Origin of the sequence: Erythrobacter aurantius (assembly GCF_023823125.1) — a bacterium.
GTDB classification, from domain to species: Bacteria; Pseudomonadota; Alphaproteobacteria; order Sphingomonadales; family Sphingomonadaceae; genus Erythrobacter; species Erythrobacter aurantius.
Genome location: NZ_CP090949.1, coordinates 298,921 through 319,123, shown reverse-complemented (window position 1 = coordinate 319,123; position 20,203 = coordinate 298,921). Strand labels below are relative to the sequence as shown.

General features: G+C 63.1%; 23 protein-coding genes. 7 read left to right on the top strand and 16 right to left on the bottom strand.

What is annotated here, in order from left to right; all coding sequences use genetic code 11:
* Positions 1–21: 21 nt before the first annotated feature.
* From L1K66_RS01590 to L1K66_RS01565, 6 genes are all read right to left on the bottom strand, one after another.
* Positions 22–1,110 (bottom strand): acyl-CoA dehydrogenase family protein, encoded by a 1,089-nt coding sequence (locus L1K66_RS01590; RefSeq protein ID WP_252259325.1) that lies wholly within the window; start codon positions 1,108–1,110, stop codon positions 22–24.
* A gap of 5 nt (positions 1,111–1,115) precedes the next feature.
* Positions 1,116–2,369 (bottom strand): cytochrome P450, encoded by a 1,254-nt coding sequence (locus L1K66_RS01585; protein ID WP_034956678.1) that lies wholly within the window; start codon positions 2,367–2,369, stop codon positions 1,116–1,118.
* A gap of 123 nt (positions 2,370–2,492) precedes the next feature.
* A complete protein-coding gene (locus L1K66_RS01580) occupies positions 2,493–2,873 on the bottom strand; it encodes a limonene-1,2-epoxide hydrolase family protein (RefSeq protein WP_252259324.1) in 381 nt (126 codons plus the stop codon).
* Positions 2,870–3,634 (bottom strand): ThuA domain-containing protein, encoded by a 765-nt coding sequence (locus tag L1K66_RS01575; RefSeq protein WP_252259323.1) that lies wholly within the window; start codon positions 3,632–3,634, stop codon positions 2,870–2,872. The genes L1K66_RS01580 and L1K66_RS01575 overlap by 4 nt, the downstream gene beginning before the upstream one ends.
* The gene (locus L1K66_RS01570; RefSeq protein WP_252259322.1) at positions 3,634–4,644 is read right to left on the bottom strand and encodes an NADP-dependent oxidoreductase; all 1,011 of its coding nucleotides are present in this window, start codon (positions 4,642–4,644) and stop codon (positions 3,634–3,636) included. The genes L1K66_RS01575 and L1K66_RS01570 overlap by 1 nt, the downstream gene beginning before the upstream one ends.
* A gap of 25 nt (positions 4,645–4,669) precedes the next feature.
* The gene (locus L1K66_RS01565) at positions 4,670–6,820 is read right to left on the bottom strand and encodes a molybdopterin-containing oxidoreductase family protein (RefSeq protein WP_252259321.1); all 2,151 of its coding nucleotides are present in this window, start codon (positions 6,818–6,820) and stop codon (positions 4,670–4,672) included.
* Positions 6,821–6,935: 115 nt separating this feature from the next.
* On the opposite strand from L1K66_RS01565, the gene L1K66_RS01560 reads away from it, so the two are divergent.
* Positions 6,936–7,937: an NADP-dependent oxidoreductase gene (locus L1K66_RS01560; protein WP_252259320.1), complete on the top strand. Its 1,002-nt coding sequence runs from the start codon at positions 6,936–6,938 to the stop codon at positions 7,935–7,937.
* Here L1K66_RS01560 and mobA read toward each other — a convergent pair.
* Genes mobA through L1K66_RS01545 form a run of 3 tightly spaced genes read right to left on the bottom strand, consistent with a single transcriptional unit; the run spans position 7,927 to position 9,200 of the window.
* A complete protein-coding gene (gene mobA, locus L1K66_RS01555) occupies positions 7,927–8,496 on the bottom strand; it encodes a molybdenum cofactor guanylyltransferase (protein WP_252259319.1) in 570 nt (189 codons plus the stop codon). The genes L1K66_RS01560 and mobA overlap by 11 nt on opposite strands.
* Positions 8,441–8,782, bottom strand: a complete 342-nt coding sequence (locus tag L1K66_RS01550) for a putative quinol monooxygenase (RefSeq protein ID WP_051700388.1) — start codon at positions 8,780–8,782, stop codon at positions 8,441–8,443. Before L1K66_RS01550 ends, mobA begins: the two co-directional genes overlap by 56 nt.
* A 4-nt stretch (positions 8,783–8,786) precedes the next feature.
* Positions 8,787–9,200 carry a nuclear transport factor 2 family protein gene (locus L1K66_RS01545; RefSeq protein WP_034956690.1) on the bottom strand — a complete coding sequence of 138 codons (414 nt, stop codon included), beginning with the start codon at positions 9,198–9,200 and terminating at the stop codon, positions 8,787–8,789.
* 128 nt (positions 9,201–9,328) lie between these two features.
* On the opposite strand from L1K66_RS01545, the gene L1K66_RS01540 reads away from it, so the two are divergent.
* Positions 9,329–10,141 (top strand): SDR family NAD(P)-dependent oxidoreductase, encoded by an 813-nt coding sequence (locus L1K66_RS01540; protein WP_252259318.1) that lies wholly within the window; start codon positions 9,329–9,331, stop codon positions 10,139–10,141.
* A gap of 11 nt (positions 10,142–10,152) precedes the next feature.
* On the opposite strand, the gene L1K66_RS01535 is transcribed toward L1K66_RS01540, so the two are convergent.
* Positions 10,153–10,941, bottom strand: a complete 789-nt coding sequence (locus tag L1K66_RS01535; RefSeq protein ID WP_034956694.1) for an SDR family NAD(P)-dependent oxidoreductase — start codon at positions 10,939–10,941, stop codon at positions 10,153–10,155.
* A 102-nt stretch (positions 10,942–11,043) separates the two neighbouring features.
* On the opposite strand from L1K66_RS01535, the gene L1K66_RS01530 reads away from it, so the two are divergent.
* Positions 11,044–12,675, top strand: coding sequence for an FAD-dependent oxidoreductase (locus tag L1K66_RS01530; RefSeq protein WP_252259317.1), 1,632 nt, complete (start codon positions 11,044–11,046; stop codon positions 12,673–12,675).
* On the opposite strand, the gene L1K66_RS01525 is transcribed toward L1K66_RS01530, so the two are convergent.
* Positions 12,672–13,937, bottom strand: coding sequence for a cytochrome P450 (locus L1K66_RS01525; protein ID WP_252259316.1), 1,266 nt, complete (start codon positions 13,935–13,937; stop codon positions 12,672–12,674). The two genes, L1K66_RS01530 and L1K66_RS01525, sit on opposite strands and share 4 nt — an antisense overlap.
* Before the next feature lie 86 nt (positions 13,938–14,023).
* Between L1K66_RS01525 and L1K66_RS01520 the strand changes: the two genes are divergently transcribed.
* Positions 14,024–14,548 (top strand): nuclear transport factor 2 family protein, encoded by a 525-nt coding sequence (locus L1K66_RS01520; RefSeq protein ID WP_252259315.1) that lies wholly within the window; start codon positions 14,024–14,026, stop codon positions 14,546–14,548.
* On the opposite strand, the gene L1K66_RS01515 is transcribed toward L1K66_RS01520, so the two are convergent.
* On the bottom strand, positions 14,545–14,898 hold the full coding sequence (locus L1K66_RS01515; protein WP_252259314.1) for a nuclear transport factor 2 family protein: 354 nt from the start codon (positions 14,896–14,898) through the stop codon (positions 14,545–14,547). The genes L1K66_RS01520 and L1K66_RS01515 overlap by 4 nt on opposite strands.
* A gap of 121 nt (positions 14,899–15,019) precedes the next feature.
* On the opposite strand from L1K66_RS01515, the gene L1K66_RS01510 reads away from it, so the two are divergent.
* On the top strand, positions 15,020–15,553 hold the full coding sequence (locus tag L1K66_RS01510; protein WP_252259313.1) for a carboxymuconolactone decarboxylase family protein: 534 nt from the start codon (positions 15,020–15,022) through the stop codon (positions 15,551–15,553).
* Positions 15,550–15,906, top strand: a complete 357-nt coding sequence (locus tag L1K66_RS01505) for a hypothetical protein (protein WP_252259312.1) — start codon at positions 15,550–15,552, stop codon at positions 15,904–15,906. Before L1K66_RS01510 ends, L1K66_RS01505 begins: the two co-directional genes overlap by 4 nt.
* Here the strand turns inward: L1K66_RS01505 and L1K66_RS01500 are convergent.
* The gene (locus L1K66_RS01500) at positions 15,903–16,442 is read right to left on the bottom strand and encodes a VOC family protein (RefSeq protein WP_252259311.1); all 540 of its coding nucleotides are present in this window, start codon (positions 16,440–16,442) and stop codon (positions 15,903–15,905) included. The two genes, L1K66_RS01505 and L1K66_RS01500, sit on opposite strands and share 4 nt — an antisense overlap.
* Positions 16,442–18,034 carry a fatty acid--CoA ligase gene (locus L1K66_RS01495; RefSeq protein ID WP_252259310.1) on the bottom strand — a complete coding sequence of 531 codons (1,593 nt, stop codon included), beginning with the start codon at positions 18,032–18,034 and terminating at the stop codon, positions 16,442–16,444. The genes L1K66_RS01500 and L1K66_RS01495 overlap by 1 nt, the downstream gene beginning before the upstream one ends.
* Positions 18,035–18,121: 87 nt before the next feature.
* Between L1K66_RS01495 and L1K66_RS01490 the strand changes: the two genes are divergently transcribed.
* On the top strand, positions 18,122–18,553 hold the full coding sequence (locus tag L1K66_RS01490) for a PaaI family thioesterase (RefSeq protein ID WP_252259309.1): 432 nt from the start codon (positions 18,122–18,124) through the stop codon (positions 18,551–18,553).
* On the opposite strand, the gene L1K66_RS01485 is transcribed toward L1K66_RS01490, so the two are convergent.
* On the bottom strand, positions 18,550–19,089 hold the full coding sequence (locus L1K66_RS01485; protein ID WP_252259308.1) for a nuclear transport factor 2 family protein: 540 nt from the start codon (positions 19,087–19,089) through the stop codon (positions 18,550–18,552). The two genes, L1K66_RS01490 and L1K66_RS01485, sit on opposite strands and share 4 nt — an antisense overlap.
* Complete coding sequence (locus L1K66_RS01480) at positions 19,086–20,087, bottom strand: NADP-dependent oxidoreductase (protein WP_252259307.1); 1,002 nt, start codon at positions 20,085–20,087, stop codon at positions 19,086–19,088. Before L1K66_RS01480 ends, L1K66_RS01485 begins: the two co-directional genes overlap by 4 nt.
* Between the last annotated feature and the right edge of the window lie 116 nt (positions 20,088–20,203).

The following is a 20,203-nucleotide window of genomic DNA, read 5'->3' as shown; positions in this document are numbered from 1 at the left end:
GGCTCCTGTCCCTAGTTCTTGTCAGGCTGCCTGCGCGTATTCGGACAGCGCGGCATCGGTGTCGCCAAACAGCCGGGCGAGCACCATCACCCGCTTCATCGCGTGGCCGATTGCCAGTTCGTCGGTGATCCCCATGCCGCCGTGCATCTGCACCGCTTCGCGCGCGATCGCGTCGACATTCTCGCCAATGAAAGCCTTCGCCCCGGCAGAGGCACGCTGCCATTCTTGCGCATCGCCGCGATCGGTCAGCGCGGCGCGATACAGCATCGAACGGCACTGCTCGATCCGGACGTAGCATTCGACCAGCCGGTGCTGGAGCGCCTGAAACGTCCCGATTGCCGCCCCGAATTGCTCCCGCTCCTTCACATAGGCGAGCGTATCGTCGAGCAGCCGTTGGCCCAGACCAACCATCTCTGCGGCGGCATAGGTCCGGACATCGGAAATAACCGCTTCAATCGCGGGAAGATCGAGATCGAGCCGCGCCGCCTTGTCCAGTTGCACGCGCGTCAGCCGCAGTTCGCCGGCAATGCTGCCGTCCGCCAGACGATAGGCGCGCACTTCGACACCTTCGGCATCGCGCGGCACCACGAAACAGGCGGTTTGCGATCCGGCCTTTGCGGTGACGAGGAACAGGTCGGACAGCAGCGCGCCCATCACGAACGTCTTTTCACCCGACAGCGTAAAACGGTCCCCGGTGTATTCGGCGACGGTGGCGGCCGGTTCGAGATTGTAGCGTTGCGCCCGTTCGGCCCAGGCGAGGGTCGCGATTGTCTCTCCGCTCAACACCGGCTCCAGCAACGCCTCACCCCCGCCTGCCGCCAGCAGCAAAGCGGGAACCACGCCGTGCTCCAGCCAGGGATCGGGCGAATTGGCCTTGCCGATGGCTTCTGCCACCAGCGCAAGATCGATGGCGGAACCGCCCATGCCGCCCGCATCCTCGGGCGCGGAGAGCGCGATCAGGCCCATCTCTGCAAGCTGGCTCCAGCGCCCGCGATCATAGCCAGTGGGCGACAGCCGCAAGCGGCGGCGCGCCTCGACATCGATCGGCGCGGCGAACCGCTCGACCGAGCTGCGGAACATTTCCTGTTCTTCGGACAGATCGAAATTCACGGGATTCAGCCCTTCCTGGTGAAGGTGATTGGCAGGCGGGTCACGCCGCGCAGCAGGATGTTGGGCAGGACCTTGATCCCGTCCGGATCGGCGACAGCGAAATTGTCGAGCCGTTCCAGCAGCTCGTCGAAGGCGACCAGCATTTCCTTGCGGCTGAGCATGTTGCCCACGCACATGTGCGGCCCCTTGCCGAACGCCAGATGCGCGCGGGCATTGGTGCGTTCGATGTCGAACTTGTCGGGGTTTTCGAACTTCTTCGGATCGCGGTTGGCCGCGGCATAGCGCAGTTGCACGATGGCCCCTGCCGGAATGTCGGTATCGCCCAGCCGCGTGTCCTGCTTGACGATGCGCCACATCCCCGCTGTCGGCGTTTCGTAACGCAGCGCCTCTTCGACGAGGTTGCCGATCAGCTTTGGATCGCGTCCGCCGGCTGCGGCCTTGGCCTTTTCCATCTGTTCGGGATTGCGGATAAGCTGCAACAGCCCGCCCGCCAGCGTCGAAGTGGTGGTTTCGTTACCCGCCACCATGAATTGCTGCATGATCGACATGATCTCCGGATCGGTCAGCGGCTTTTCGCCTTCGACCCGCGCTTCAACCAGATCGGTCAGCAGATCGTCCCCGCCATTGGCGCGGCGATCGTCGATCAGGCCTTTCATGTAATGCTGGTATTCGACCAGGCTGCGGGCGCATTCCTTCTTGCGTTCGTGATCGACCATCTGGCTGAACCGGTCGACCGCCGCATCCGACCACATCTTCACCTGCTTGGGATCCTTGTCGAGCCCGATCTGCCCGGCGATCATGAACACCGGCAATGGGATCGCGAATTCCTCGACGAACTCGCACTCACCCTTGTCGGCGAAGGCTTCGATCAGGCTGACGCTCTTTTCGCGCATCGTCCCTTCGATCGCGTTCACGCGCGGCGCGGAAAAGGCGAGGTTGACCAGCTTGCGGTTGCGGGTGTGGACGGGGTGATCGGCGGTCAAAAGGGTGGGTTCGTCCGGCCAGCCTTCGGCGAGGATGGCGTTGATCTCCTCATCCTCCTCGCGCCCCATCAGAGCGGTAAAATCGTTCGAGAACACCTCGGGCTTGGTGTTGGCCTCGCTGCACAGGTCGTAGCTGTAGACAACATAGGTGTTCATTTCCGGCAGATGCTCGATCGCGATCCCGGCATCGTGGATCGCGCGGTAGTAGTCGAACGGATCAAGCAGCGTTTCCGGCGCGAAGATGTGCGCGTCCTTGATGGCTTCGGGCTTGTTCATGCGGGCGGCTCCCATCGCGAGGAATTTCGAGCCTGATTTCTAGCCACTCCCCGCCCGCCAGCGCGATGCGCGAATGTGTTAGGGTTGCGTCATCTGCATGGCGTCAAAAGGCTGCCGCGACGCTTAGCCACCCGCCAGATCGCCGAATTCCCGGACGAATTCGGCGCTGTCGAAATAGTCGCGCCAGCGCGCGATCTTGCCCTCGTCGTTCAATTCGAAGGTGCCCATCACCCGGATCGAGCGTTTGCGCCCCTTCATCTGGAACCAGTCGGTCCGTTCCGTCAGCACGACATTGCCATTGGCGGCGATATGGTGGGTTTCGAACCCGCAGGCTTCGACGCCGGGGAAACCGTCCATCTTGGCCCGGACCTGCGCAATCCCGTTCACCGTGGAAAGCGGGATGTCGCTCCATTCGATGTCCTCGGCCATGAAGGAATAGATCTTCTCCAGATCATATTCGTCCCAGGCAGCGATAAAGGCTTCGATGGTTTCGATCGGGGTCATGCGTTTCCTCCTGAAGTGTATTCGAGCGCTTGTGCGAGCATCCGGCGCAAATGCGGGTTGGCATAGGTATCGGGCCCGTCGCCGAATTGCAGATAGACGAGCGGGGCGGGGCAGGTCCGGCTTTCCCAGGCGACGCAATTGCTGCCCTGAGGGTGATCCCAGCCGTCCCGGCTGAACATCTCGCCCGCGACCGCATTTGCCGCCGAGTAGAAATTGTCGCGTGTGAAACCGAACCCCTCGGCGCGTGCCAATGGCGTGATCGCGCTTTCATCGATCGGGCAGAGATACAACTCGTCGGTAACCGGGAAGCCTTCGGGCAGGCCCTGCGTCACCGGATGGCTGGCCACGATACGCGCTTCGTAGGCCACATCGTGACGATAGCCGGAATCCGGGCCGTGCTTTCCGGGCTGGTAGTGGAACTGCCCGCCCAGCCATTCGTGCCATTCCGGCCAATCGGCCCACCCGGCCAGCGCATGATGCATCGCCACCGCGCCTTTTCCTGACAGGAACCGCTGCGTGATCGCCTTGCGGAAGGCTTGCGAGGGCTCTTGCACCGCCACCGCCCCATCGGCGAAAGTGTACCCGCCCATGTCGTAGAACAGCAGCGCGTCGGCAAGGTTCAGCGCCCCCTCGGCGACCTTCTGCTCCGCTTCGGGGTGCACCAGATGGGTGACGTCCCAATTGCCGAGTGCATGGATCAGCTCGTCGAACGGTCCTTCCTCGTAGGGATGGCCACCGGACAGGACGAGCAGCGATCCCATCAGGCGATCTTGAGGATCATCTTGCCGTCATTGGTCCCGGCAAACAGCCGCATGAAGCTGTCGAAAGCATGTTCCAGCCCTTCATCGACATGTTCGTCGATGGTGAGTTTGCCGGCAGCGGCCCATTCGCCCATCTTCACCGCGCCTTCGCCGAAACGTTCGACATAATCCGCCACCAGCAGGCCGCGGATATGCGCGCGCTTTACGATCAGCTGCCACAGGTTGCGGATGCCGCGCGGCTCGGTGTTGTATTCGCTGATCAGGCCGCACAGCCCGACCCGCGAATGCAGGTTGAGGTTCATCAGCCCGGCATCAAGGATGATCCCGCCGACGTTTTCGAAGATCACATCGACCCCGTCCGGGCAGGCTTCGGCTATCGCGGCGGTCAGCGCGGCCTCATCCTTGCCGCGATAGTCGATCGCTGCGTCAAAGCCGTATTTCTCCGTCAGCCGAGCGCACTTCGCCGGGCCGCCGGCAATGCCGACAGCGCGGCAACCGTGGATTTTCGCCAATTGTCCGACAAGGCTGCCGACCGCGCCCGCCGCGCCCGATACCAGCACGGTTTCACCCGGCTTGGGTTCGCACACCTCCAGAAAACCGAAATACGCCGTCATCCCGACCGCGCCGAAGATCGAGAGGTAATTGGTGACGCTCGGCACCAGTGACGGGTCGATCGGCTGGGTGAAGCCGCCCGCGACTCCGATAGAATAATCCTCCAGCGCGTTGAGGCCCATCACCCATTGACCCTTTTCGAACCCGTCGGCGCGGCTTTCCTCGACCACGCCGATGGTGCTGGCGCGCACCGGATCGCCCAGGGGGATCGGCGGCATGTAATTCCCACCCGCGTCCATCCATCCGCGCATCGCCGGATCGAGCGAGGCATAATGGTTGCGGATCAGGAATTGCCCCTCCGCCAGTTCGGGCGTCGGCTCGGTAACAAGCTCGAAGTCTTGCGCGACAGGTTCGCCATCGGGGCGACGCTGGAGGAGGAAGCGCCGGTTTTCGGGCATGGGAATTCCTTTTGTTCGTTACGGGTCAGGCAGCGACAAGCTTCACCGGGATCGCGCTTTGCAGCGCCTGTCCGGTGATCGGATCGTAATCCACCTCGTCGCTGGTCAGACGGTTGGTCGAAGAGCCGCGCTCGCGCACATCCTCTTTCGACGCGTCGGCATCGCCATAGGCATGCGCCATCGACACGAGGCCACGGCGCACCTTGTTGCTCGCCTTGACCACGCCATGAATCGTGGCGTGCGGGCTGGTGATTTCGACAATCCCGCCTTCTTCCAGCCCCAGCGCGGCAATGTCGTCCGGGTGGATATAGGCCGGGTTGGTCGTCGTCTTTTCACGCAGCTTCTTGAGCGGGTGCCCGATCGAGTTGAAGCGCGTTTTCGAACGGCGGCTGATCAGCTTGAATTCGTAACCCGCCCGCGCCGCCGGATTGTCGGCATAGCGCAGCAATTCGGCGGGCATGTCGCCTGCGGCAAGGTTGAAGCGGTTGAATTCGCTTTCCTCCACCGGGCCGACGACGGGGTGCTTGTCTTCATAGACCACCGCCGCGCCGCCTGCCGCCTGCGCATCCTTGCGCACCTGGCTGGGCGGGGCAATGCAACCGGCTGTCATCAGATCGAGGAATTCCTCCTTCGACGGCTTGCGATCCATCGGCAACGGCCCGCCCGCAAGGTTCATCTGCACGCCCAGATGATGGGCCAAAGTCCAGAACATCTCGTATTCGTCGATCACGTCACCCGGAGGCGTCGCGAGCGCTTCGACGTAGCGGGCATAGGCGGTTTCGTGCCACCATTCTGACAGGTTGGTGATGTCTTCACGCTCAAGGCATTGCGACGGGGCGAGCACGACACCGGCGCGCTTTGCGCTGGCGCTCATCCACGGGTCGATCTGCACGAACAGGTCGAGATCGTCGAGCGCGCGCACCATCTTCTGCTGGTTGGGGAAGCCCACCACCGGATTGCCACCGACCGATATCAGCACCCGGATCTGGCCTTCGCCGGGGGTGAGGATTTCGTCCGCCAGCACATTGCACGGCATTTCAAAACCAAGCTGGCCGAGCCCGCGAAAGCGCGATTTCGCCATGCCTTCCGCGCCGAACATCGGCATCGGCGGGCCGACCTGCGCACGGCGGGGGCCGTTGATGTTGGTGAAGACACCGGGGATCGCGGCCTTTTCGCCCTCCTGCTTGAACCGGGCGCAGACGGTGTTGAGGCAGGTGACGAGATATTCGGTCAGCGTGCCGTTGCCCGCCATTTCGGGACCGGTGCCGGTGACGGCGCAGCCTTTCGATCCGCCAGCAAACATCCGCGCGGCGGCGACCAGCTGATCCTTGTCCACCCCGGCGCGCTCTGCCGCCACTTCGGGCGTCATCGGCTTCACCGCTTCGGCGAGTTCTTCAAACCCGTCGACATGGGCGGAGACGAAATTGCGATCATACAGCTCTTCGGAAATGATCACGTTGAGCATCCCGGCGAGCAGCGCGGGGTCTTCGCCCGGCTTTACCGGCAGGTATATGTCCGCCAGCCGCGCCACATCGCTTTCACGTGGGTCGGCGACGATCACCTTCATCCCTTCGGCCTTGCGATCGCGGATGCGGCGCGACGGGCTGAACGGCGGAACGCCGCCCGGCGGGGAATAGTGCGAGACAATGGGGTTGTTGCCGACGAGAAGCGCGACATCGCTTTCCGAAAAGGTGTTCGGGCCGCCCATCCATTTGCCATAACGTGCGGTGGTGAACACCTTGGCGGGCTGATCGAGCGTCACCGAGGTGTAGAAATTGCGCGTGCCGATTGCCTGCGCGAAGCTGAGCGAGGCGGCCATGGCGGCGCTGTTCTGATACCCGCCCGATCCCATGAACACGGCAACCGCGTGCGGCCCGTGTTCGTCGATCACGCGGCGGATCGTCTCTGCCACATGGGCGAGCGCATCTGGCATGGCGGTTTCCTGAAACTCGCCATTGGCATTGCGCACCAGGCTGTGATGCAGGCGATGTTCCGCATTGTGCGAATCCGGCAGCTCGCGCCCTTTCAGGCAGGTGTATCCACCGAAAGCGGGATCATCGGGATCGCCGCGTACCTCGATGACTTTGCGCCCGGCTTTGGTCACCTCGACATCGACTTCCATCGCGCAATTGGCGTGGCAGAAACGGCAAAACGTCTTGTGAGTCTCGACAGCCATGACTTCTCTCCTTGCTGCAAGAGATACCAGAGCGCCGCCGTGCAGCGACTGACACTTTTGTCCGTGGAGGCATTGGGGTGAGGTGCGCATTAGAGGCGGCGAAGGAGAAACACCCATGCCAACCACCACCCGCCAATGGCTTTTGAACGGACATCCGCGCGGCCGGGGTATCGCCGAAGATGATTTCAAGCTGGCCGAAACCCAATTGCCCGATCCGGGCCCGGGGGAAATGGTGCTGGCAACCCGCTATCTCGGCTTTGATCCTGCGCAGAAGGGCTGGATGGAAAACATCGCCGACTATGTAGCGCCGATGGCGATCGGCGACGTGATGCGCGGCAGCGGCATTTGCGAGGTGGTCGAAAGCAATGGCGGCAAATTCGCAGTCGGCGACTTTGTGTTCGGGACGACCGGCTGGACCGAATATCTCGTCACCGACGGCAAGGAATTGACCAAGGTCGAAACCGACCTGTCGCCCACCGCCGTGCTTTCGGTGCTGGGGACGACCGGGCTGACGGCCTATTGCGGGCTGTTCAAGGTCGGAAAGCCGGTTGCCGGGGATACCGTGCTTGTCTCGGGCGCGGCCGGGGCGACGGGCAGCATTGTCGGCCAGCTCGCCAAGATCGCCGGGTGCCGCGCCGTGGGCATCGCGGGAGGCGCCGAAAAGTGCGAATGGCTGGTCAAGGAAGCCGGATACGACGCCGCCATCGATTACAAGGCGGGCAATGTGAAGGCGCAGATCAAGGAGCTTTGTCCGCGCGGCGTCGATGTGATCTACGACAATGTCGGCGGCGCAATCCTCAACGACATGCTCGCCTGCATCGCCACCGGAGCCCGCGTGGTGATATGCGGCGGCATTAGCCGGTACGAAACCGGCAGCCTGCCTGCCGGGCCGGAGAATTACTTCAACCTGGTGTTCCGCCGGGGGACTATGGCGGGCTTCATCGTGCTCGACTGGGCCAGCGAATTCCCCGGCATCCGCAAGCGGCTCGAAGGGTTCGTCAAGGATGGCAGCCTGAAATATCAGGAAGACATCCAGCACGGCTTCGAAAACGCGCCCGACACGCTCCAGCGGCTATTCACCGGCAAGAACCGCGGGAAACAGATGCTCAAGCTGTAGGCGGCAAATCGCCCGGAGTGTTCACATTCAGCAGCGGCGGGTCGAATGCGATCCGCCGCGCTCCTACACCTTCGGCAAAGCGATAAAGCGCGCGCCCGCCGTCATCGAGGAACGAGGCCAGCACCGGGGCAAGTTCGACCGGCCATAGCCCCACCACCGGCTGGCTCTGCACGATTGCCGCGCCGTCACCGGCAAGCGTCTGTGCGAGGTCGTGCGGCAGGTTGGGGGCATCGCACCCCGCGCTCAACACGTGGCTGAACCCCTGTGCGCGAGCGTGGTGCAGAGCCGCGTTCAATCCGCCGAGCGGCCCCATTCCGGCTTCGGGCAAATCGGGGATGCAGTCAAAACCCGGTTCATCGCGACCGCACACCACGATTGCTTCGCATTGGGCGCTCAAATGATCGAATACGAGATCGATCAGCCGGAACCCGTTGTAGCGCGCATGCGCCTTGTCGCTGCCGAAACGGCGTGCCTGTCCCCCGGCGAGGATCGCTCCGAGCAGCCTAATCGAACGCCTCGGTCGCCTGACCTTCGGCGTTGTAAACCGGCCCTTCGGCATCGACGCGGTATTTCTTGCTGGCGGCGCCTGTCAGCCCGAACTGGCCGATGTGATCGCGCATACCGGCATAGGCCGCATTGGCGAAGTGGTGGGCCAACGCTTCCTCGCTTTCCCACTCCTCGAACACGTTGACGCGTGCCGGATCGTTCCCGTCGGCGCTCCAGTCGTATGCGATGCAGCCGTCCTGCGCGAGCGCGGCGTCGATATGCGGCTTGGCAGTCCTGAGCGCTTCTTCGCGCTGGGCGGGGTCAAGGTCGATCTGGGCGGCAATGACAATCTTGGCCATCGGTTTATCCTTCTTGCGGGTTGTATTCGGCGACGATCCCGAACTTGCGGTGAGTGAACACCCACGCGCCGTCGATCTTTGCCAATTCGTCTTCGTAAAGGCCGCCGACAACGCGGGTCTTGCCGTCCTTCATGTGGAGGATTTCCTGCGTCTGCACGCGCGAAGTGGCGGTATCGCCAGTGACTTCGATCATGCAGGGCACGCAGTGGAAGCTGACAGCTTCGATTCCGCTCATCGCCTGTTCCCAGAAGCCGACGATCGCCGCCCTGCCTTCGAATAGATTACCGAAGAAATCCCAGGTGGCGTTTTCGGCCCAGACGGTGCCCCATGTGGCCGCGCTTTTGCGCACCACGCCATCGGCATAGGTTCCGTTGAGTTCGGCGATCGCCTGACGGTCTTCGGCTGGTCCTCTGAACATAGCTGGCCTCTCCCTTGATACCCTGCCCCTATCCAAGAGCGCGCGGGGATGAACAATGAACACTTTTGGGAAGGGCATACCCGCCACGCTCTGGCTAGGGTGGGCGCAATTCGATCAGGAGAGAATTCATGGGCCAGTTGGAAGGCAAGAGCGCAGTCATTCTGGGGGCTGCAAGCGTGGGCAACATGGGGCAGGTTATCGCCCGCCTGTTCGCCAGCGAAGGCGCAAAGGTGATGGTGGCCGGGCGCAAGGAAGCCCCGCTCGCCGCGCTGGCGGAGGAAATCGGCGGCACTTACGCGCTGTGCGACATCACCAGCCATGACGAGGTCCACGCGCTCGCACAGAAGGCCAAGGCGGAATACGGACGGGTCGACGCCGCGATCAACTGCACCGGCTGGGGCCTGCTGGCGAACCTGCTGGAAACCACGCAGGAACAGCTCGACCAGATTACCGACCTGCAATTCAAGGGCGTGCATCATTTCCTGCAAGCCTTCGTCAAAGTGATGGGCGAACAGGAGCCGACCGGTGGCTCGATCATCTCGCTGTCATCAGCGACGACCAAGGCGCTGATCAACAATCACGCGGCCTACATCGGCACCAAGCGGGCAGGCGAAGCGATGATCGAATGCGTCGCCAATGATTTCGGCCATCTGGGCATTCGGGCCAACACGGTTTCCCCGGCCTTCACCGAAAGCCCGATGACTTCGGAAAGCTTTCAGGTGCCCGGCCTTGTCGATGCCTTCATGCCGAAATATCCGCTTGGGCGGCTCAACACGTCAGAGGATGTGGCGCATGCCTGCCTGTGGCTGTGCACCGATCATGCCTTTGTCACCGGGCAGAACATCCAGCCCAACGGCGGCCTGACCCTGCGCGGCAATCCGCAGGCAAAGGATATCGAAGCCGCCGTGGGTGCTGCGATGGCGAAATTGCAGGAAGGCTAACCTGATCCGCGTCAGTATTGCGCGGTTCCGCCATCCACGCTCAGCATCGCGCCGGTAATCCCGGCCCCTTCCTTGCTCGCCAGCAGCAGCGCCATGGCAGCGATCTCCTCTACCTTGTTGGGGCGCTTGATCGCGGCTTCGGATGCGAACATCGCGATCATGTCGTCAAACTCCATGCCCATCGCCTTGGCGGTTTCCGGCCCGTTATTCTTGATGATGTCGGTGACTACCAGGCCGGGGCAGATGGCGTTCACGGTCACTCCCTGTTCGCCGACTTCGCGCGCCAGGCTTTTGGTTAGCCCGTTCACCGCATGCTTTGCGGCGGTATAGGCGGTGAACACCGGCTTGCCGTGCTTGCCTTCCATTGACGAGATATTGATCACCCGCCCGTCCTTCTTGGCGAGCATTGTCGGCAGGGCCCTGCGGGTCGCCCAGAAGGTGGAATAGACGTTCCACTTCATCGCCTCGTCAAAGGCCTCGTCAGACAGGTTTACCATCGGCTGAAGGTCGCCCGCGCCGCCCGCATTGTTCACGAGGATGTCGAGCGTGCCGAAAGCCTCTACGGTCTTGTCAATGAAGCCTTCGACATCGGCTTGGTTCATCACGTCTCCGGGCACGAAGATCACCCGGTCCTTGCCGCCGCGCCCGACGCGCAATTCCTCGACCACGCGCGCGCCCTTTTCGGGATTGCGGGCGAACAGCGCCACCTTCGCGCCTTCATGCAGGAATGCCTCTGCAATTCCGCGCCCCAGCCCCGCCGTGCCGCCGGTGATCGCTGCAACCTTGCCTTCGAGTTTCATGCCGTCTCTCCTTTGCAAGGATGCGTAGCGAGAGGACGGGCGCTGTGCACCTTGCCAAAATGACGGGTTGCCCGATTGGCCGCGCGCAGCGTCTATGTGCCCATGAGCGATCCCGATATCATCATCCTTGGATGCGGCCCTGCCGGAATGACCGCCGCGCTCGCGGCGCACGAAGCCGGAGCGAGCGTCGCGCTGATCGAACGGTTTGACCGCGTGGGCGGAACCGGGGCGATTTCGGGCGGGGTGATCTGGGTGGCGGACAATCCGCGCCAACGCGCCGCCGGAATGGTCGACAGCCGCGATGAGGCGCTCGCCTATTTCCGTGCGCTCGATCACGGCGATCTGGTGGATGAAACGCTGCAGGCATTCGTCGACAGCGGCCCTGATGCGCTCGCCTTCCTCGAAGGGATCGATGCGCTCAAGGTCGCGCTGCTTGACGGCTATCCCGACTATTACCTCGACCGGCCCGGCGCGAAACCCGAAGGCGGGCGGGCGCTTGATCATGATCTGTTTGCGCTGGGCGAACTGGGCGAATGGGCGGGCCGGATTACCGCAATCGAGGAACTGAAGCCGATGATGCTGCGCGAAACCCCTCTGGGTGGGGGCAGCGGCATCGTCCCGCCGGAAGAATTGCAGCGCCGCATCGCCAATAATGAACGCGGGTTCGGGCAGGCGATGGTCGGGCGTCTCCTCAAAGCGTGCCTTGTCCGCGGGATTGAGCCGGTACTGAATGTCGAGACGCACCGGCTGGTGCAGCGCGATGGCCGGATTTGCGGGATCGAGGGAACACGCGAGGGCGCGCCGTATGCGCTAAGCGCGAATAGCGGCGTCATCATCACCACCGGCGGCTTCGAATGGGACGAAGACATGCGCCAGACGTTCCTGCGCGGCCCGATGGACGCGCCCGCCTCCCCACCCACTGCCCGGGGAGAGGGGCTGAAGCTGGCGATGGCGAGCGGCGCGAAGCTGGGCAACATGACCCAAGCCTGGTGGGCGCCGACGCTGGTGATCCCCGACAATCCATGGCCCGCCCCGCAATTCGGCGGGCAGCAGCGCGCCGCCCCCGTGCTGATCGAGCGGACGGTGCCGCATTCGCTGATGGTCAATCGCAAGGGCGAGCGGTTCTGCAACGAAGCGGCGAATTATTCCGCGCTGGCGGGCGCGTTCCACCAGTTCGATCCGCAGACCTATGACTATCCCAACCTGCCCGCGTGGCTGGTGTTCGATCAGGATTATGTTGATCGCTATCCGATCGGGCCGCGCCTTCCGGGGCAGCCGGTGCCCGACTGGGTTACGCGCGCCGACACGCTTGAGGCGCTATCCGGGCGTATCGGAGTTCCCGCTGATGCGCTGGAGGCTACGGTGGCGCGCTTCAACAATCATGCGAAGGCCGGGCACGATCCCGATTTCCAGCGCGGAACATCCGCCTACGATCACTTCTATGGCGACCGGACGCATGAAGGGGCTGCGGTAACGCTGGGTGCCATTGAGCGCGGGCCGTTCTACGCGGTCGAGATCCGAATGGGCCTGTTGGGCACGAATGGCGGCGCGCGCACCGATGGGTCGGCCCGCATTCTGGGGCATGACGGCAAACCCATTCCCGGTCTTTACGGCGCGGGCAATGCCATCGCCTGCCCCACCGGCGGGATCTATGCGGGCGCGGGCGGAACGCTCGGCCCGGCGCTGACATTCGGATATATCGCCGGTCGCAGCGCGGCCCGAGCCAACGCTTAGCGCCGCTTGGGCTCGAATTCGATGTGCAGCTCCTTGAGCGAGCGCAGCAGGAAATGCGGGTGATAGGCAAAATCGTTCTTGCCTGGCGCGAACCACATGTCCTCGAACCGCTCGACCACGGCGGTAAAGCCCCAGATCAGTTCCCTGCGTGCCAGCGGCGCGCCCAAGCAGTGATGCGTGCCTGACCCAAAGCCCATGTGACTACCCGCCTTGGGCCGGTCGAGATCGAGTTTCTCCGGGCATTCGAAAGCGCGCTCATCGCGATTGGCGGCGGCAAAGCGGACATTGACGATCGCGCCCGCCGGGATCGTGACCCCGGCCAGTTCTGTCTCCTCCTTCACGAAGCGCATCAGCGATTGCACCGGGCTTTCCAGCCGCACCACCTCTTCGACAAAGGTTTTCATGTAGCGATCGGGATCGGACTTGAGCTGGTGCCACACGTCCTTGTTCTCGATCAGCAGCTTCATCCCCGCCGCCAGCGCGTTGGTGGTCGTCTCGCTGCCGCCGACAAAGGTATCCGCCATCATTTCGGCGTGCAGTTCGTTATCGGTGAGCGGGCGGCCCCATTCCTCGATCACGGTGTTGACGAGCACGCTGATCAGGCTGTCGTCCGGGTTGGCGCGCAGCTTTTCAAAGATCGGCTGGAAATAATGCTGCGCCTCGATCTCGCGGTCCACCATCTCCAGATGCCTGTCTTCGGGCAGCATCATCGAAATGCGCTGGAAGAAAGCGTCGGTCCAGCGCTTGATCCGCCACATGTCCTCGCGCGCCGCACCCATCTGTTCGCCGATGACGAACAGCGGCAACGGCACGCAGAACTGGCGCACCCATTCGCATTTCCCTTCGTCCAGAAACCCGTCGATCAGTTCATAGGCGAGGCTTTCCACCTGCGGGTCGATCGCCTTGATCTTGGATGCCTTGAACGCCTCGTTGAACATCGCGCGCATCTGTTTGTGATTGGGATCGTCGCGGCCATTCAGCGTCGGGGCGGGCACCCATCCCTTCGCCTCGAAGCGTTCCATCACTTTGCGCGCACGCTCGACATCGCCATCGGAAGCGCGGAACTGCGTTTCGGAAGCCGAGCTGGGAAACCGCGCCGGGTCCATCAAGACTTCGCGCACGTCGTCATAGCGGCTGACGACATACATCGGCGTGCCCGGAATATTGTAGACAGGCGCCTCGTCCCGCAGGCGCTTGTATGCGTCATAGGGGCATTGCTGCAGATCGGGATCGAACAGGTTGATGTCGCTTTTCGTGGCCAAGCTTCCCTCCCGAAACTGCGAATGGCGTTGCAGTCAGGATCAGTCCGATAGTGTCTGACAACAACTGACGGATTGGAGAGGGTGCGATGGACGCGAGACTTCAGGAACTGCTCGACAAGCAGGAGATCGGCGAGGTGATCCAGCGGTATTGCCGCACTTTGGACTGGCTCGATGCCGAAGGGCAGGCGAGCTGCTATTGGCCCGATGCGCAGATCGAATACGGTTTCTTCACCGGGCGCGCCGAGGATTTCCTGCCCGTCGTGATGGAAACCGAGAGTAATCTGGCTCGGCGCTGGCACATGCTCTCGCAGCCGCTCATCCGGTTTCATTCGCCCTCGTCCGCCAGCAGCGAATGCTACGGCATTTTTGGCGGTGGCAGATGGCAGGATGACGGCACCATCGCCGGGGACATGATCGGCGGGCGCTATCTCGACGAATGGGAGAAACGCGCCGGAGAAAGCGGGGACGAATGGCGCATTTCTGCGCGCACCTATATCCTCGACTGGAAATCGCCGCTGGCCGGGCAGCCGCTGTTCGAACCCGATCCCGAATTCCCGCTGCCGACCTATCGAGTGGATGCGGCCGGGCATCCGGCCTATCGCAAGCTTTAGCCTTCGGCGGGCGGGTCCATGTAGTCGCGGTAGTAGGTCAACTGTCCACCAGCGACCTTGTAAATGCCGCAGCCGCCACGCGATCCTTCGGGTGAATGCATCGTCCAGCGCGCCCAGCATGCGTGATCGTCGCCGCAGATTTCATCGACGGTGAAGTGGATCTGGCGCTCGCCCATTTCCTTCACCATCGTTGTCATGAAACCCAGGATCGCCTCGCGCCCGTTGTAAGTGCCCCAGACCGGGTCTTCGACCACGGCATCCTCGGCAAACAGCGGGGCGAGTTTGGTGTAGTCGCCTTCGTCCTGGATCGCCCAGAATTGCTCGATCACGCGCTGCGCTTCGCCTGCCATGCCACTCTCCCTTGCTGGCGCGACAATGCCACGAAGGGCGCAGCCTGCACCCCTGCGAAAATGTGGAGGGGCCATCACGCCGGGGCCGGGTCTATCCTGCCCCCGCATAAGGAGAGGCACCATGTCCACCATCCCCCGCGTATCCTCGGCCTTGGCGGGAGAGCCTGCGCATTTCGGCTCGGTCCTCGCGCACCAGCCTGCGATCGCCGCCGCATTCACCCGCCTGTATGGCCGTTTCTGGGGCAGCGATGTGCTTTCGGCTCGGCTCAAGGAAGTCGCCCGGATGCGCAACGCGCGGGTCACCGAATGCGGGTTCTGTCGCAATGTGCGTTTCGACAAGGCGCTGGGGCAGGGGCTGGGAGAGGATGTCGTCGATGATATCGACTGGGGTTATGAAACCTCGGACAGGCTGACGGACGCGGAAAAGGCGGTGCTGAAATTCACCGATGCCTTCATCCATGATCCCGAACTGCTCACCGGCGATGCCGAAGCCGCGCTTAAGCGCCATCTTTCGCCCGAACAGATCGCGGAACTGGGTCTGGGGCTGACGTTGTTTCTCGCTTTGGCCAAGGCTCTGATCACGATGGGGCTGGAGCCCGAAGTGATGGATCGCACCGTCCTGCCCACACCCGCCCCGACGGAGCCGGTGCAATGAGCGGCCCGGTGGCCGAGGCGCTTGCCGCCAATCCTGATTTGCGCACGGGGTTCGAGGAATTTCGAAAGGCCGCACACGAGGCGCTGGGCGAGGAGCTGACGGCGCAGGTGCGTCACGCAGTGGCCGGGGTGCACGGGATTGATCTTCCGCCGCCTGTCGGAACCGCGCCCCCCGCAACGCTGGCCTATGCCCGGCGCATTCCGTTCGAGCACACCGCGATCACCGACGAGGAAGCCGCCGCGGTGGTGGCCGAATTGGGAGAGGAGCGGTTCGTTGCGTTCAGCGTGGTCGCCGCGCTGGCCGATGCCGAATGCCGGGTGGAAAAGGTGGGTTTGGTGGGGCTGAGCGCTTAGCTTCGCTGCAATTCCCGCAGCACGTCCGTCCCGTCCCAGTCGCGCGCCGCAGCGCGCACCATCGCGTAAAAGCCGAGCAATGCCTCGCCCGGCTCGTACAATTCGATCATGTGGCCGAGGGTGGCGCTCGCATCCATGAAGGCAAAGCGCGTCCCGCCTTCCACTTCGGAAAGCTGGGCGAGCGGATGCCCGCGTGCTTCGAAATCGGCGATGGCGGCGTCGAGACCTTCGACGAACACGGCCATGTGATGCAGTCCGAATCGCCCCGATCCCGCAGGAAAGAGATCGTGCATCGCGCTGTGTCCGTCCCCGTGCTGTTCGACGAATTCGATCATGACACCGCCCCATTGCCCATAGGCCGATGAATGATCGAAATGATGCGGCTCGCCGCGATGCTCGCTTGCCGCAAGGGGGATGTGGCGCAGCACGAAGAACGGGCCTGAGCCAAAGTTTTCGCTATGAGCGCGTGCGGCGGCTTCGATGTTGGGCACGAAATAGGCGACCTGCCGGATCGCAAGGCAGCCTGCGTCCTGCATCAGTTGACCGCGCGCTCCTTCCCTTCCCAATAGGGCGCACGCAGTTCGCGGCGCAGGATCTTTCCGCTCGGGTTGCGTGGCAGAGCGGGGATGAAGTCGACCGACTTGGGGCATTTGTAGCCCGCAATATGCTCCCGCGCATGGGCGATCACTTCGGCTTCGGTCAGCTCCTCGCCCGCTTTCACGACAACGCAGGCCTTCACTTCCTCGCCCCATTTCTCCGACGGAATGCCGATCACCGCGACATCGGCAACCTTGGGGTGGGCGTAGATCGCGTTTTCGACCTCTGCCGGATAGACGTTTTCGCCGCCCGAGATGATCATGTCCTTCACCCGGTCGTGGATGTAGAGATAGCCATCCTCGTCGAGATAGCCTGCATCGCCGGTGCGCAGCCAGCCGTCCGCGTCGATGGTGTCGGCGGTGGCTTGCGGGTTGTTCCAGTAACCGCGCATGTTCTTGGACGATCGTGTGGCGATTTCACCCACCGTCCCTGTCGGGACCGGATTGCCCGCTTCGTCGATGATCTTGATTTCGACGCCCGCCAGCGGCTTGCCCACGCTGCGCATCCGGGGGGAGCCTTCGGGCACGTGATCTTCGGGATCGAGCGCGACGATCGTGCCGCTTGTTTCCGTCATGCCGTACATCTGCACAAACCCGCAGCCGAGCACCCGCATTGCCTGTTTCATCAGTTCGAGCGGGATCGGCGAGGCGCCGTAGGTGATGTATTTGAGGCGGCTGAAATCGACCTCGTGCACGCGCGGATGATTGAGCAGGATCTGGATCGCGGCGGGGACAAGGAAGATTTTAGAGATGTTGTAATTCTCGATCAGGTCGAGCGCCTTGGTCGGATCGTATTCGGGCAAGACGATCGAATTGCTGCCCGCAACCATCGTGCCGATCCCCGTCCCGGTGCCGCTGATGTGGAAGCACGGCATGGCAAGCAAGGTGACATCGCCCGGAATCGGCTCCTGCCATTTACGGTCATACCCTTCGGCCCGGCTCGACAGGATCGATCCGTGGGTCATCACCGCACCCTTGGGCTTGCCGGTGGTGCCCGAGGTGTAGAGCTGCAACGCGTCATCCTCCAGCCCGACGCGCGCAGGCACCGGGTCCGGTGGGAAGCCGTCGCGCCAGGTGCGGTAATCCGCCCCGGAATGGTCAGGCGCGTCGATGCCGATGACCTGCTCTACCTTCGGGCAGTCACCGCGCACCTTTGCCAGAATGTCGGCAAAGCCTTCGCCCACGAACACGATCCGCGCCTCGCAATTGTCGAGGATATAGGCGACTTCGGGCGCGGCGAGGCGCCAGTTCACCGGGGTCATCACCGCGCCGATCTTGGCCGCGCCCAGCAGCGCCTCGAAGTAAAGCGGATGGTTCTTGCCGAGGAAGGCGACGCGGTCGCCTTTTTCAACGCCCATCGCGACCAACGCATTGGCGACGCGATTGCTGCCTTCGTTCAGCTCGGCAAAGCTGATCACCTCGTCGCCAAAGGTAAAGGCGGCGGTGTCACCCGAGTGCAAGGCGTGTTCACGCACGATATCGCAAAAGGAAGCTGCGCTTTCGAGCGCGCGGGTAAGTGTGTCTTGTGCCATGGGCGCAAGATTAGGCGCAGCGCAGCGCATGGGGCATTGGCACAAATCATAGCGGGAAGTGCCGCGCGCAATGGTAAGGTGGCGATCATGGCCGACCGGAACAGCTCAGACGCCGACATTCCCGAGGGATACAAACCCGCCGGTTTTTCGCCGGGATTTCTCGATCATGGCGGGCCGTATTTTCTGAAAGCCCGCCCGGGCAGGCCGATGCTGGTGGGCCTGCGCATCTGTCCGCACCACATCAATTATCAGGATGCAGCGCATGGCGGGGTAATCTCCACCCTTGCCGATGTCGCTCTCAGCCATGCGATCTATGATGCGGAGCGCCCGCGGCTTGCCCCGTCAACCATAGCCTTGCAGGTCAATTACCTGCGTTCGGCTCGCCTTGGCGACTGGCTGGAGGCGCAGGTGCGGATTGACCGCCTTGGCGGGCGCACGGCCTACACCAGCGGCGAAATCGTGTGCGATGGCGAAGCCGTGGCGACGATGAGCGGGGTCTTCGCGATTCTGCGGCCCTAGCCAAGAAAGCGCGCCACCACCGGGGTCGAAGGATCGCGTTCATCGTGAAAGCCCGATGCGCCCCCCGGCGTGTCGGATAGGTCGACCCCTTCGACTTCGCGGAACTCGCGCCAGTCATACAAGCCGGTGCGCTGAGCGATGCGCCATTCGCCGCCTCGCTTTTCGAACCGGTCGACATAACGGCCCGCGATGACGGCAGAATAGATCTTGCCCTTGTCCGGGAAGACATCGGGGATCGGGTATCCGGCGGGAATCGTGTGCATTGCCGTCATGTAGGTTTCGGTGTGGCAGACCGTATCGCCTTCAAATCCGAACTGCACCTGTCCCAGCTGATGCTGCGTCGCGAGGCACGGATCGATGATTGCGCGCGCCTGATCGACAAAGCCGCGCCAGTCGCCTTCCACCACGCCAAAGCGGAATCGGGCATCCGCGTGGAACAGATGCTCCATCATGCTCCATCGCCGCCGGTCGATCGCATGGGCATAGGCGGCGATGATGTCGCGGATGGCTTCGCGGTCTTCGATCCTGATGCTCATGCGTCCAGCTCCACTATGACCTTGCCGATGTTGCCGCCGGTGAACAGCTTTGAGTAGGCGGCCAGCGTGTTCTCTAGCCCGTTCGTGACGTCATAGGGCATGATCAGCTTGCCTTCGTCGACCCAGCCCCTGAGCCGCGCGGTCAGCCGTTCGCCCTGATCCATGAAATCCGGGCTGAAGAAGCCTTCGATCCGCAGCCGCCGCATCAGCACCTGGTCGAATTCGCGCGGAGAGGTTCTGGCGGTGCTGCCATAATCGGCCAGCAGCCCGCACACGGCGATGCGGCCATAATGGTTCATCCGCGTCAGCACCGCGTCAAGCAGATTGCCGCCGACATTGTCGAAATAGACGTCGAACCCGCCGGCCTTGTCCAATTGCGTCCCGACGCCGCCGGCCTTGTAGTCGATCGCCCCGGCAATCCCCAGATCGCCGGTCAGGTAACGGCATTTCTCCGCCCCTCCGGCAATGCCCCAGGCCTCGCAGCCCAGCAGTTTTGCGATCTGCACCGCGAGTATGCCTGTCGCCCCGGCGGCGGCGGATACCAGCACGCGTTCGCCCGGTTTGGCAGCGCCTGTTTCCTCGATCCCCCACAGCGCGGTCCAGCCGTTCATTCCCAGCGGGCCGAACCATGCCCGCCTGTCCGCAACCGAAGGGTCCAGCAACACTGCGCCCGACATCGCCGCATCGACGTGGCTGATGTCGCCCCAGACGCCGAATGCGCGCACCAGATCGCCTTCGGCAAAACCGGGCGCGCGGCTGGCGATGACTTCACCCAGGACGAGCCCTGTCATCGGTGCGCCCACGGGCAGCGGCGGCTGGTATCCGTCTTCGCGGCTGGTGAGCCACAGGCGCGTGCCTGCATCCATCGAAAGCATCACGTTGCGGATGCGGATTTCGCCCTCGCCGAGCTCGGGCAGCGGTTCTTCCACCAGCGCCAGAGCGCCTGCGAAATCCGTCCCCTCCGGTCGGCGTTCTATGCGCCAGTATCTGTTGTCCATGCATCCGGTTGTCCAAGCGCGCCGACGCTACGACAAGCCGCGCTTTTGCTAGGGTGCTATCACTTTGGCGCGGTGCGGGGCGCGGCTCTCCTTCGTAGTCTTGGACAAACGAATTG

Bases quoted from the DNA above. Each gene is read 5' to 3' on its own strand.
- L1K66_RS01585 (WP_034956678.1), bottom strand. From the start codon at position 2,369: ATGAACAAGCCCGAAGCCATCAAGGACGCGCACATCTTCGCGCCGGAA.
- L1K66_RS01580 (WP_252259324.1), bottom strand. From the start codon at position 2,873: ATGACCCCGATCGAAACCATCGAAGCCTTTATCGCTGCCTGGGACGAA.
- L1K66_RS01575 (WP_252259323.1), bottom strand. From the start codon at position 3,634: ATGGGATCGCTGCTCGTCCTGTCCGGTGGCCATCCCTACGAGGAAGGA.
- L1K66_RS01570 (WP_252259322.1), bottom strand. From the start codon at position 4,644: ATGCCCGAAAACCGGCGCTTCCTCCTCCAGCGTCGCCCCGATGGCGAA.
- L1K66_RS01565 (WP_252259321.1), bottom strand. From the start codon at position 6,820: ATGGCTGTCGAGACTCACAAGACGTTTTGCCGTTTCTGCCACGCCAAT.
- L1K66_RS01560 (WP_252259320.1), top strand. From the start codon at position 6,936: ATGCCAACCACCACCCGCCAATGGCTTTTGAACGGACATCCGCGCGGC.
- mobA (WP_252259319.1), bottom strand. From the start codon at position 8,496: ATGCCGAAGGGCCGGTTTACAACGCCGAAGGTCAGGCGACCGAGGCGT.
- L1K66_RS01550 (WP_051700388.1), bottom strand. From the start codon at position 8,782: ATGGCCAAGATTGTCATTGCCGCCCAGATCGACCTTGACCCCGCCCAG.
- L1K66_RS01545 (WP_034956690.1), bottom strand. From the start codon at position 9,200: ATGTTCAGAGGACCAGCCGAAGACCGTCAGGCGATCGCCGAACTCAAC.
- L1K66_RS01540 (WP_252259318.1), top strand. From the start codon at position 9,329: ATGGGCCAGTTGGAAGGCAAGAGCGCAGTCATTCTGGGGGCTGCAAGC.
- L1K66_RS01535 (WP_034956694.1), bottom strand. From the start codon at position 10,941: ATGAAACTCGAAGGCAAGGTTGCAGCGATCACCGGCGGCACGGCGGGG.
- L1K66_RS01530 (WP_252259317.1), top strand. From the start codon at position 11,044: ATGAGCGATCCCGATATCATCATCCTTGGATGCGGCCCTGCCGGAATG.
- L1K66_RS01520 (WP_252259315.1), top strand. From the start codon at position 14,024: ATGGACGCGAGACTTCAGGAACTGCTCGACAAGCAGGAGATCGGCGAG.
- L1K66_RS01515 (WP_252259314.1), bottom strand. From the start codon at position 14,898: ATGGCAGGCGAAGCGCAGCGCGTGATCGAGCAATTCTGGGCGATCCAG.
- L1K66_RS01510 (WP_252259313.1), top strand. From the start codon at position 15,020: ATGTCCACCATCCCCCGCGTATCCTCGGCCTTGGCGGGAGAGCCTGCG.
- L1K66_RS01505 (WP_252259312.1), top strand. From the start codon at position 15,550: ATGAGCGGCCCGGTGGCCGAGGCGCTTGCCGCCAATCCTGATTTGCGC.
- L1K66_RS01500 (WP_252259311.1), bottom strand. From the start codon at position 16,442: ATGCAGGACGCAGGCTGCCTTGCGATCCGGCAGGTCGCCTATTTCGTG.
- L1K66_RS01495 (WP_252259310.1), bottom strand. From the start codon at position 18,034: ATGGCACAAGACACACTTACCCGCGCGCTCGAAAGCGCAGCTTCCTTT.
- L1K66_RS01490 (WP_252259309.1), top strand. From the start codon at position 18,122: ATGGCCGACCGGAACAGCTCAGACGCCGACATTCCCGAGGGATACAAA.
- L1K66_RS01485 (WP_252259308.1), bottom strand. From the start codon at position 19,089: ATGAGCATCAGGATCGAAGACCGCGAAGCCATCCGCGACATCATCGCC.
- L1K66_RS01480 (WP_252259307.1), bottom strand. From the start codon at position 20,087: ATGGACAACAGATACTGGCGCATAGAACGCCGACCGGAGGGGACGGAT.